This is a genomic window from Flavobacterium rhizosphaerae (assembly GCF_046000445.1).
Lineage (GTDB): Bacteria > Bacteroidota > Bacteroidia > Flavobacteriales > Flavobacteriaceae > Flavobacterium > Flavobacterium rhizosphaerae.
In genome coordinates this window covers 26,373-39,315 of the sequence record NZ_JBELPZ010000018.1, presented here as the reverse complement: position 1 = coordinate 39,315, position 12,943 = coordinate 26,373, and the positions used below count along the sequence as shown (strand labels likewise).

At 40.2% G+C, this 12,943-nt stretch carries 6 protein-coding genes; 1 reads left to right on the top strand and 5 read right to left on the bottom strand.

Translation table 11 applies throughout. The features are described from left to right. Positions 1-19 precede the first annotated feature (19 nt). Entirely contained in the window at positions 20-2,521 is a 2,502-nt protein-coding gene (locus tag ABS766_RS14100; protein WP_408085836.1) for a M14 family metallopeptidase, read from the bottom strand. A gap of 145 nt (positions 2,522-2,666) precedes the next feature. Between ABS766_RS14100 and pheT the strand changes: the two genes are divergently transcribed. Continuing rightward, complete coding sequence (gene pheT / locus ABS766_RS14095) at positions 2,667-5,093, top strand: phenylalanine--tRNA ligase subunit beta (protein ID WP_408085835.1); 2,427 nt, start codon at positions 2,667-2,669, stop codon at positions 5,091-5,093. An 81-nt stretch (positions 5,094-5,174) separates the two neighbouring features. On the opposite strand, the gene ABS766_RS14090 is transcribed toward pheT, so the two are convergent. The 4 genes from ABS766_RS14090 to ABS766_RS14075 all read right to left on the bottom strand — a co-directional run bounded on the left by ABS766_RS14090 (position 5,175) and on the right by ABS766_RS14075 (position 12,933). Next, complete coding sequence (locus tag ABS766_RS14090; RefSeq protein WP_408085834.1) at positions 5,175-6,023, bottom strand: BadF/BadG/BcrA/BcrD ATPase family protein; 849 nt, start codon at positions 6,021-6,023, stop codon at positions 5,175-5,177. Positions 6,024-6,170: 147 nt separating this feature from the next. Further along, complete coding sequence (gene gap, locus ABS766_RS14085) at positions 6,171-7,172, bottom strand: type I glyceraldehyde-3-phosphate dehydrogenase (protein WP_408085833.1); 1,002 nt, start codon at positions 7,170-7,172, stop codon at positions 6,171-6,173. A 31-nt stretch (positions 7,173-7,203) separates the two neighbouring features. Continuing rightward, positions 7,204-8,190 carry a 6-phosphofructokinase gene (gene pfkA / locus ABS766_RS14080; protein ID WP_408085832.1) on the bottom strand — a complete coding sequence of 329 codons (987 nt, stop codon included), beginning with the start codon at positions 8,188-8,190 and terminating at the stop codon, positions 7,204-7,206. Between the two features lie 210 nt (positions 8,191-8,400). Continuing rightward, positions 8,401-12,933: a translocation/assembly module TamB domain-containing protein gene (locus ABS766_RS14075; RefSeq protein ID WP_408085831.1), complete on the bottom strand. Its 4,533-nt coding sequence runs from the start codon at positions 12,931-12,933 to the stop codon at positions 8,401-8,403. Between the last annotated feature and the right edge of the window lie 10 nt (positions 12,934-12,943).

Here is a 12,943-nt window from a genome sequence, read left to right as displayed (position 1 = left end):
TAACAGACCTGTAATTTTATTAGTTTACTAAAAAAAGTGCATTGCTAAACAGTAAATTTCCGTTTTCCCAAAAACCACGAAACAAGGGATTGTCTACCATATAAATAATCTGCCCCCTGCCCTTTTGCGCTACAGCAAAAGTAACGGTACCGGGCAGTTTCTTTTTAAGCAGGTTACCAATAAAGCCATAGCTATTATAGTTTTTGGGCACATATATTACATTCTGCGCCCCTTCCAGCAACTGGTAGTGGCTGTTGTTGGTTTTAAGGCTGTAGTAGCTACCACCTAAACCGTAACCCAATGGGTGGGTACTGTCAGCTACGTTTTGTACTATCGCGCCCGATACTGAGTTTTGTAACTCATTACGCATAATACTCTCATAATTACCAGTAAGCGGCTGCAGGTGTGCCGAGAGATCTATTTTGCTTTCAGCTTCTTTCCCCCCTGCCGAAGAAAATTTTGTAAGGCTGTAGCCCTCACGATCTTCAAAAATATTTAGCGCCCCATCAATGGCAATAACTTTACCGCCCCTGCTTATAAAACCATCTATAGTAATTTTTTCGGTATCAGAAAAATCATACCAGCCGTTAGCCAGTACAAGGGTATTAAATTCATGCAGGTCAATCCTGGAAAATTCTGTAAGGTCTACTATGCTCACAGGGTAATCTATAATCTCATCCATATAAAACCATACCTGCCCAAAATCGGTTACATCAACTCCCCTGCCTGATAGTAACAATACCTTCGGGGCGGTTAGCAGTGTAAACGATTCGCCCCCCAAATCGCCCCCTTTAACCGAATAGCCACTTTCAATCACTTCAAAATCATTTTTACCATCAAGTAAAACAGTCATGGTTTCTTCAAATGCGCTTACCTTAGCGTTGTCAGATTTTAACACCACAAGGTCGCCGGGGTTTATATTTATTCCCCGGTAGTGCGAAGCCTTATTAGCGCTGCGCACCTTTATATCATTTTTAAACAGTTGTGCCAATACTTTTGCAGCGCTCCTGCCGTTCCAGGGAATGTAATAAGCATAAACCCTTTCATACTCCATTTTACCTTTTTGCACGGTTGCATTTTTAGTTTTAATGGCCATATCTTTTTTCAGCGCATAGCTTTTAGTGCTATAAGCCAGCGGCAATGCCCACGCGGTAATATCATAAGAAAGGCTATCGCTAAGATGCTGTACAGGCTCAAACAATACCTGTGTAAGCACAGCTTTTGGCTGGTTTACAGAAATAACCATATCATTTGGCTCTATTATAAAATCTTTTTCAGCGCCAGCCTGGTAATCAAAACCGGTAAGCTTACGTGTTTCGTCGGCATAGGCAAACTGTATTTTGTTACGCTCTAAAAGTTTGGCAAGCTGCGCCGTTTCACCGTTGTACTTTACAATATAACTGCGGTAGGCACCTTTAGGGTTTTGTCGGGACTCAGCAAAATAAGCACTGAAGTTTTTTATAAGCTTATCTTTTTGCCACGCCGAAGTTTCAACAGCGGTAAGTAATGCTGCCGTGTGGTGGTCTATACGGTCTTTTAAGGTAAGTACGGTACCGTTATTTAGTGTTATGGCCCGCCCTGCCCCTATGCCACCCTGCTCATAAGTCATGCCTACTGCCCCGTTAAAGGTAGGGTAGGTATCGCCATAACTGGGATAAAAAAGGTCAAACACTTCACGGGTATAATAGCTCCAGCCATTGGCATCAAATTTTTTGGCGGTCATTTCTCCAATAGCTGTATGAAAATCTTTTTGTGCCCTGGTTATATAATCGTGCATCGGTTCGGCCGGTGGTGGAAAAAAATAGGGCTCATTATATCCCATTTCATGCACATCTACATGCACCATAGGCATCCACTGGTTATACAGCGCCATACGTTGTTGGGTTTCGGCCTGTACCTGCCAGGCCCAGTCGCGGTTAAGGTCATACCCATAATGGTTCTGTCGGCCTCCGGGCCAGGGTTCCATGTGTTCTCTGTCGGTACTACCGGTGTGTAATGATTTGCCGGTAACAGTATGCAGCCAGTTACCATAGCGCGCATAGCCGTCAGGATTAAGGCAGGGGTCTAATATCACAATAACATCTTTTAGCCAGTCTTTGGTTTCCTTATTATCAGGGTTTACTAGCTCATACGCTACGTTCATGGCGCTTTCGGCAGCGGCAGGCTCATTGCCGTGCACATTAAAGCTCAGCCATACTATAACTTTATCGGCAGTGTCTGCTGCTTTTTTATCTGCCATGCCAATAGCATACAAATGGTTTTGTTGTATGGCAGTAAGGTTTTTTAAATTTTCGGGTGTAGATATATAGTAGGCATTAAGCCCCCGCCCCTCATTTGTTATACCATAAGGCTGGTGCTGTATATAATCTGAATTTTGCACCAGATGCGCAAAATAACTTTCAAATTGGTGATAGTAGGTTACCTGGTTGCCGTAATCGGGCAGAAAATCAGCCGGGCTTTTAAGCTGGGCATGTAAAAAACAAACAGTAAACAGTAATAGGGCAGATAAATAATGCTTCATAAACAAAACAGTATAAAGCCCAAATGTAAGGATTTTCAATGGCTAATTTGCCATGCATAAGTAATAACATAAGTTGCTTTTATTTTAATCTATTTTAATCTGCAATGCTTATCTTTGCCACTCTTAAATCAATCTTAGAATATAGATGCGTATTTCATACAACTGGCTGAAACAATTTATAAAATTAGACTGGAGTTCTGAAGAAACTGCTGCCCTGCTTACTGATCTTGGGCTGGAGGTTGAAGGTGTAGATAAGTATGAGTCGCTTAAAGGCGGACTGGATGGCGTAGTAGTGGGCCATGTGCTTACCTGCGTGCAGCACCCCAATGCCGACAAACTTAAAATTACCACGGTAGACCTTGGTAATGGTGAGGCACCTGTACAGATAGTGTGCGGTGCACCAAATGTTGCTGCCGGGCAAAAAGTACCTGTAGCCACCATAGGCACCACACTTTATGACGAATCTGGCAACGGTTTTAAAATTAAAAAAGGAAAGATTCGCGGCGAGGAAAGCCACGGCATGATATGTGCCGAAGACGAACTTGGTCTGGGCCAGAGCCACGATGGTATTTTAATACTGGCAGATGACCTGCAGCCGGGCACACCGGTTTCTAAATTATATGATATTGAAAGCGATGAGGTTTTTGAAATAGGCCTTACCCCTAACCGCGCCGATGCCATGAGCCATTTGGGTGTAGCAAGGGACTTAAGGGCCGGCCTGGCACAACAAAATATACAAACCGAGCTTATTACGCCATCGGTAAGCAACTTCAGGATAGAAAAGCGTACCCTTAAAATGGATATAAAGGTGGATGACAGCAAACTGGCACCACGCTATTGCGGGGTTACACTTTCTGACATTACCGTAAAACAATCGCCTGCATGGTTACAAAACAGGCTTAAGGCTATTGGTATTACACCAAAAAACAATGTGGTAGATGTAACCAATTATGTAATGCACGAACTTGGCCAGCCACTACATGCTTTTGATGCCGGAAAAATTAAAGGCAACAAGGTTATTGTAAAAACCCTGCCAGCCGGAACAAAATTTACTACGCTTGATGATGTGGAGCGTACACTGCATGAAGAAGATTTAATGATTTGTGATGAAGCCGGCCCTATGTGTATTGCCGGTGTACTGGGTGGAAAGAAAAGTGGCGTTACCGAAAGTACCAGTAATATATTTTTAGAGAGTGCTTACTTTAACCCGGTTTCTATACGCAAAACAGCTAAAAGGCACGGTATAAACACCGATGCATCTTTCCGTTTTGAAAGGGGTATAGACCCAACCATAACGCGCTATGCACTCCGCAGGGCGGCATTATTAATTATGGAAACTGCCGGGGGTGAAGTTACCTCAGAAGTAGAAGACTTCTACCCTAAAAAGATTGAAGACCATACTGTTTTTCTTCATTTTGATAATGTAACTAAAGTAATAGGCCAGGAAATTTCTAAAGAAACTATTAAAAAAATTCTGGTTTCTCTGGAAATTAAAATCAGTAATGTATCAGAAATAGGTATCGGCCTTGTAATACCGGCCTACCGTGTGGATGTAGAACGCGAAATAGATGTAATTGAAGAAATACTCCGTGTTTATGGCTATAACAATATTGAGTTTACCCAAAAGCTAAATGCAACGGTTTCTAACTCTTCGCGTACCGAAGATTTTAAAATACAAAATATTGCAGCTTCACAGCTTACAGCGCTTGGTTTTAATGAAATGATGGCCAACTCGTTAACTACACCGGAGTATGTTAAGCTTTCTGAAAACCTGAAAGAAGAATATAATGTTACCATGCTGAACCCGCTAAGTAATGATTTGTCCGTAATGAGGCAATCGGTATTATTCAGCGCACTTGAAGCAGTATCATTTAATATAAACCGCAGGCGTGGCGACCTTAAGTTTTTTGAGTTTGGTAAAACCTACCACAAATTGCCATCGGGCTATGAGGAGAAAAAGCACCTTACCCTAACAGTTAGCGGCAATAAAACAGCAGAAAGCTGGATACAACAAACACAGCAGGCAGGCTTTTTTATGCTGAAAGGCTATATAGATGCCTTACTAGGCCGTTTAGGTATAACCTCTGTACAAAGCCAGCCTACAGAGAGTGATACCTTTGCAGAAGGCCTGGCATACAGGCTGGGCAATGAGGTGCTGGTTGAATTTGGTGTGGTAAAAAAACAAATACTTAAAGAGTTTGATATTAAGCAGGAAGTACTGTTTGCCGACTTTAACTGGAGCGCTGTGCTAAAAATAGTATCAGCTAAAATAAAATATACTGAAATATCTAAATTCCCTGAAGTTAGGCGTGATTTGGCTTTATTGGTAGACAGCAGTATTTCTTTTGAGGAAATATATAATACCGCCCGTAAAACTGAAAAAGCACTCCTTAAAGACATCAGCCTGTTTGATGTGTACGAAGGAAAAAACCTGCCGGAAGGCAAAAAATCATATGCTGTGAGCTTTACATTGCAGGATAGTGATAAAACCCTTACGGATAGTCAGATTGATAAAATTATGGATAAAATAAGACAGAGCCTTGAAAAACAAACCGGGGCTACATTACGATAAAAAAAATCTGAAGATTATAATAAAAAATATCCCGCCAAAAGCGGGATATTTTTTATTATATAAACTCTTAGTAAGTATCTATTAATGTAGCTTATGATATTCAATTAAACCATCTATAGGCCTCCTTAAAACATTGCCAAGCTTTAAGCCGTTTTTACTCAAAACTTCTGCCAGCTCTGCTTTTAAATAAAATGCAATAGAACCTACAAAGTGTACAGGTATCTCATGTGCATTTTCATATTGTGTAATATAATTATCTACAAACACCTGCATAGCGTTTACAATAATCTGCTTAATAAATGCATCTTCCTTATTTTGTATCAAAAATTTGGCAAAAGTAGCAAGATACGCATTAGGGTTAGGCTCTTTATATAAGTTATGCTTAATTACATCAGCATCAAGGTTATATTCTGCAGCAAATTTTTTAGCCAGGTCATCGGGCATTTTATTAAAATAATAAGCACGCAAAAGGTCGCGGCCAAAACGGTTGCCAGAACAATCGTCCATAGCAATATATCCTAAAGATTGTACTTTTTGCTCCAGTACTTCTCCATCAAAATAACTGCAATTAGAGCCGGTGCCCAAAATACAGATAATTGCTTTTTCATTTTTCGGGTTAGTTGCATAGGCTGCCGCATAAGTATCTTCTTTTACGGTTACCTCTGCATTAGGAAAAAATTCCTGAAAAACACCTGTCATATAATCCTTCATCCTATCGGTACCGCACCCGGCGCCGTAAAAATAAAGGCTGCTCACATCTTTTCTGTTGTTATATATATCAAAACGGGCCTCAAGCCTTTCGATAGCCTCTTCCTTGTCAATAACTTCGGGGCTTAGGCCAAGTGTTTGTGTGGTAAAAAGCCTGTTGCCATCGTCATCAAGGGCAATCCAGTCAGCTTTTGTTGCACCACTATCTACTAATAATTTCATGTTTGGGGTTATTAGAATTAAATTTGGGTTAAGTTAATTTTGCTAAGGATAGTGTAATTTTATATAAAGGTATCTTTAATGTTAAGCGTGGTTGGGTTTAAAAACAAAAAATCCCGCTTTACAGTAGCAAAGCGGGAATATATATAATTACAGAGATGCAATATGCACCGAAAGGTCTATAAGTTTGCTTGAATATCCATATTCATTATCATACCATGAAACAAGCTTAAAAAAGGTAGAGTTAAGCCCTATACCTGCTTTAGCATCAACAATGCTGGTTCTTGAATCAGAAACAAAATCCTGAGATACCACATCGTCTTCTGTATAACCAAGGATACCTTTTAAAGCACCTTCAGATTCTCTTTTAAGAACGCTCATGATTTCATCATAAGTAGTTTCTTTTTTAACCTTCACAGTAAGGTCTACAACAGAAACATCAACTGTTGGAACACGGAAAGACATTCCTGTTAGTTTTCCATTAAGTTCCGGGATTACTTTTCCTACTGCTTTAGCGGCACCTGTTGATGATGGGATGATATTTACGCTTGCAGCACGTCCGCCTCTCCAGTCTTTTTTAGACGGCCCGTCAGTTGTCATTTGGGTAGAAGTTGTAGCGTGAACGGTTGTCATAAGACCTTCTTCTATACCAAAGTTATCGTTAATAACCTTAGCAAGTGGCGCTAAACAGTTTGTAGTACAAGATGCGTTAGATACAATTTTATCATCAGCAGTAGCTTTTTCATGGTTAACCCCCATTACAAACATAGGAGCATCAGCCGAAGGGGCAGAAATAACTACTTTTTTAGCACCGCCTTTAAGGTGCGCTTCAGCTTTATCAAGCGTAGTAAATATACCTGTACACTCCGCAACTACATCTACACCAACCTCATCCCATTTTAGGGTAGCAGGGTCTTTCTCAGCAGTTACCCTTATTTCGTTACCGTTTACAAAAAGTTTTCCTTCTTTAACTTCCACGGTTCCTTTAAAGTTACCATGAACTGAATCATATTTTAATAAGTAAGCTAAATGATCTACATCAAGCAGGTCATTAATTGCCACTACTTCTACATTATCCCGGTTAACAGTTTCGCGGAAAACGATACGGCCAATTCTGCCGAAACCATTAATTCCTAATTTAACTTTTGCCATTTTTATTGTTTTTTGTTATTCACTAATTAATTTATATTGATACTATATCAGATACTCTTATAAGTTCTTTATCTATCTGCGATTTGCCTTTAATAGCATTCTCAAGTGGGGTAAGCACAATTTCGTCTTTAAGTACGCCTACCATATAATTTGATGTTCCCTTTAAAAGCTCTTCTACCGCACGCACGCCCAGCCTGCTGGCAAGCACCCTGTCAAAACACGTAGGTGAACCGCCACGCTGCATGTGCCCCAGTATAGATACCCGCACATCATATTCCGGCATGTTCTCGTCTACATATTCTTTCAGCTCAAATACATTTTTACCTATACGGTCTCCTTCGGCAATTACCACAATGCTTGATAGTTTGCCAGATGCTTTACTTCTCTTAAGTGATTCCAGAAGCCTTTCAAGCCCCATATCTTCTTCAGGGATGAGAATTTCTTCGGCACCTGCGCCAATACCCGCATTAAGGGCAATATGGCCAGCATCGCGGCCCATAACCTCAACAAAGAAAAGCCTGTTGTGGGAGCTTGCAGTATCGCGTATTTTATCTATAACCTCTACAACAGTATTTAGTGCAGTATCATAGCCCAGGGTAAAGCTGGTACCGTAAATATCATTATCTATAGTTCCGGGGATGCCGATAACTGGGAAGTTAAATTCTGCATTAAAAACAAGGCCTCCTGTAAAACTGCCGTTACCGCCTATAATTACAAGTGCATCTATACCGGCTTCAGAAAGATGTTTATGCGCTTTTTTACGGCCTTCGGGGGTCATAAACTCTTTAGATCGCGCAGATTTAAGTATGGTGCCGCCCTTGTTTATTATATTGTTTACCGAACGTGGGCCAAGTTCCATAAAATCACCCTCTATCATGCCCTGATAACCTCTGTAAATACCCATACATTCAATATTGTGATATGCGCATGTACGTACTACAGCTCTTATGGCGGCATTCATTCCGGGCGAATCGCCCCCTGAAGTCAGCACGCCAATACGTTTAATATTAACTGACATTTTTTTTGTATTTGATGGTAAAAGTAATAATTTAATACCATTTATATATTTCAAAATACTCTTTATTATCAATTACGCAAATTTTCAATCGTTTTCGTTAATAAGTTTTACCTTACGAAATGTTAAATTTACGTTTACAAGCAGGTATATCAATAAAAATTTGTGGAGTTAATTTTGAATATGGAAAATTTAAAATATAAATTTTATTGATTAATCAGTTGGAGGGGGCGCCTGGCTGTCGTCAATCTGTGGTGCGGTAGTCTTTTTCCTGTTACGGCTTTCAGCAAATTTTATAAATTCAGGTGAAAGTTCAGAATCCGGAATTTCATTACTCCCCGCATTATCATCTGTTTGTGCTGCCTTAGCATTTTTAAATACTTTCCATATAAGCTCGTTAAACGTATTAAAGTCTACTTCATAGGTTAAACCCACACCTTGTGTATAGCCTATACCCTCTCCCAGAAAGTTAATGTCGTTTTCGCGGTTAAATACCCGTGCTTTTAGGGTACCGTCATCATTAATACGCAATTGCACCTCTACATTACCTACAATTGCCGACTGGTTTACCCCCCCTACGGGAACCCCCAACTGGCCATTAATGGTGATACGCTCACTAATTTGAGATTGCAATGTAAGCCCCAGTTGTGAGTTAGTTTCTACATACGGATTCCTGTCTGCCTGCACATAGTTAAAACCTAATTTTACTTTACTGTCTTCATCAGAAAATAGGTCATTAAATAGATTGCCCGCACTTTCTAAAAAAGGGGCATAAACCACATTGCCCGCGTTGGTAGGGCTTATAAAAGTACCGGTAGACAGTAGTGACAAAGCCTGGGTTTGGCGTGTACTCAAATCATTCAGCTTATATTCAAGGTCAGACTTCATTACAGAGCTTACTGTGGGGAAGTTAATAGTAAATTCCGGCTCGGGTGCGGTAAGTATACCGTTAAGCTGAATAACAACCTGTACCGGTATGCTGCGGCTAAATGTTGGGGTTTCTAAAAGTATCGAAGGGTTAGCCTGTGTAGTATATACTGCCTCCAGGTTAAGTCGTGCCCGCGTAGGGTCTCCCTCCCAGTTAATGTAGCCTCCCGGTTTTACACTAAACTTTTTATCAATTAAAGACCCGTATTTAAATATATATTCGCCCTGTTGCACCTGGTAGTCACCCCACATATTAAACTTGCCTTGTGTATTTATATCAAGCAATAAAATACCGTTTCCGGTTGCACGCAGGCTGTGCCCTGTGTTTTTATCTATAATAACCTCAAGGTTGGCATCCGGGGTTACGTTAAGGTCAAACTTCATTTCAATACCCTTATAGGTTTTGCCAGACTGCACTGCTACCGTACCCCGCTTTTCCTTTTCATCGGGGCTGATAAAATGTATATATGATGTGCTGCTGCTGCTTACCGCATCGGTATTATTAATGGGGATTTTTATAAAGGTACCTTTTTCAGATTCTGCCTCAACGTCAATATACAATGAGCTAACCTGTCCGCTTATGCTGGCCTCGCCGTTTATAAAAGCCGTGCCGTAATACAGGGCTTCGTCGCTATCCTGTGTATCCAGCACCAATATACGGTCAGATGTTATTTTAAGGTCCAGCGCCCAATCTTTAAAGAGGTTGTGCTTTACCACACCGTTAAGCCTGCCCGATGTTTTATATTTAGAATCAATTAAATGCGTGTTGCTAAAGTATATCTCCTGCTCAGTAAGGCTAACAGTGGTGTTTTCTTCAAAGTTATAATCGGTATTAAGGTAACCTACTTTAACACCCCCGCCCTTTAAATATAAAATACCGTCAATCTCCGGCATAGCGGCATTGCCAACTATAGCAGCACGCCCCGTGGCACGCCCCCGTATTTCTGGGAATACTGATTTTAGGAATACCGTGAGCGGACTAAGGTCAAATTCCGTAAAAATTGCATCGAGCGATAACAGGGTTTGCCCGTTAACTACCTCAATAATTCCCGTGGTAGAAAATGCCTGCTCATTATTTTTACTTATAGAGGTATTTACATTAAACTTTCTTAATGATTTATCTCCCGAAACCTCCATGTTAAGGTCGCCCAATACAAACTCGTTCATCCTGAGCGAATCTATTTTAAGCGATGAAGCCGGTTCAAAAATTTTATGGTCCTGCTTCAGGCTTATTTCGCCATCAATATTTCCGTAAAAATTAAGGCTGTCTAACGTAGGAGTCACCTTATTAAGCTCTACATCGTCAAAGGTAAGTTTCAGGTCTTTATATGTGCTGTCTCTCATAATGCCTGCCAACTCTACTTTTTGCGCATTGTGAGACATGGTTATTTTATCTATGGTAAAATCCGTCAGCTTTTTATTAAAAACAATTTTGTTGTCTCTCTCCTGGTCTTCATTAATAAACCATAAATAATCTTTAAAACTGATTTCTGACTTTTTAAATCCTACAACCGAGTTATTGTTTTTATCAATAGTATGGTACAGGTTCAGGTTAAAATAATCTTTCGCATTACTGCCACCTTTAAATTCCGAACGCAAATACAGCGTATCATTTTGGGTAACATTAATAAGGTTAAACTCTGACACCTTATAGGCTTTTGTATTTACACTGTCAATGCTTACATACGCATTATAAAGCGGGTTTTTGTTGTTTATATCTATAGCTATGTTGCTAAATCTGTTATTGTAAGCTACTATTTGTGGCGAATTAAATTCAAACACAAATTCTCCCTTATCAGCATTTATCCGGCCGTTTAACCGTGTATTTTGCCCTACTTCAATATCCGGCAGTACTATCTCTATAATTTTGTTGTAAATACTAAAGTTAAAATCAAGAAACTGCCCCTCTTTTACTTTATAAGGCGAGTAGTTGGTATAAAGGCTGCCAACAGCGTTTTGTACAAGCTTAGGTAATTGATTAATATCAAAAACGCCGGTAACGCGCCCTTCTACAATATCGGTAGAGTTAACGCTAATGGTGCGCACATTTTTTTCATCAAAAGATGATTCTACAAAAAAGTCTTCAAAATAATAACTGTCAAGGCTGTTTTGATACGATAACTGAGACATTTGCAGCGTGCCGGCAATATCGTTTATGCCATTACCTGTGGCCTCAAACAAAAGCTCTCCCTTAAATATAGAAAGGGTATCACTTCTTACCAGCTTCAGCATGGCAAGGTCTGCATAGTCTACCCGGGCATGAAAGTCATAATTATTAAACTTGCGGCTTACATCTACAAGCCCGTCAAAGCCCATAAGAAGGTTAGGGTCGTTAATTTCCAGGTTACCTTCATAATAAGGCCATTTAAGCTTGCCATTAAGGGCTATATTACGGTAGTTATACCTGTTAAACATAAAACTGGATACATTACCCTTAATCTGTGTATTAAGCGATTTTTCATTGAAACCTTTACCGTTAACCGTAACATCAAGTGTGGTTTTGCCAATATTCTTTTGGCTTAATAGTGCACCTATATCAAAAGCGGTAAGTTTCACATTACCATTATACGTAGCATTGTCAGGCTTATTATAATCATCAATATGTAAATCGGCCACGCCGCTACCCAGTTGCGATACTACGTTAAGCTGTGTTTCCAGGTTTTGGCGTGTAAGGTGCACGTGTCCGTTTAGGTCTACCCTGCCCAGGCGGTCTAAAATTTCAGGAAGGCTTTTTTCAAAAATTCGCGGCATTATCTGCCTCAGGTTTGCGTAGGCAGAGCTTATACGGCTAAAATTTCCATCCATATAAAACCCGGGGCCGGTTTTATCAAACAGGTTCCTGAAATTAACCGTACCCATAATTTCACTCTGGCTATCATCTATCAGCTTAAGGTCTTTCAGCACAAAATTATTTAATGGCCCGGTAAGGGTTGTAGAAAGGTAATACTTTTGGTTAGGGCCAAACTCATTAAAAAAAATGTTTAGTTCATTACTGGCTACCGATGCCCTTTCTACCTCAAAGGTAAACTTAACCTTATTAAGGAAGTCTTTCATATCTTCCATAGTGTAGGTAAGGGTAATGTTACCTTTTAGTGCCGATTGCGCCGTAGCGAGCTCCGCATCCTGAAGGTACATTTTGGTTTTAGTATACATAAAACCGGCGGTAAGGTTTTTAACCCGCAGGCCCCTGTGGTCCAGCAGGGCAAGCTCTTTAATATCGGCACTTACATCCGCGGCTTTAATCAGGAAGTTTTTAAGGTGCCCGTTAAGTTCCTGAAAATCCAGTATACGCGGGGTCACTGCATTTTCATTAGTAAGGCGGTACCTGCCATTTTTTACATACAGGTCATCTGCCATCATACGGAATTTACCGCTGCCCGGCTTGCCATTGTCCAGTTTTTTCACGAAAACATTAAGGTTAGAATCGGTTTCGCCTTTATAGGTTTTCATATGAAAATACAGTAACTCGGCATCCAGCGTACCAAATTCCAGGTGGCTTTCTGTAATAGCATTAAAGCTCAGTATATTGGTTTGTAACTTTTTGGCAGAAGCCAGCGTATCATTATGGTGGTCAAGTATTAATACGTCTTTCAGCTTTACACTGCCAAATACAGTAATGGCTACTTTGTCTATATAAATCTGGGTGCCAAACTGCTCATTCAGCCTGCCGGTAGCATAACGTGCAATGGCCGTTTGTACAAAAGGAAGTTGCAATGCAATAGCCAAAAGCAATATAAAAACTACTATACCCGCAAGTATGCGCAGCAGTATCTTTTTAAATTTTTTCGTTTTGCTATTTGTTGTAACTTTGTCGTTCAAAATTTTTAGG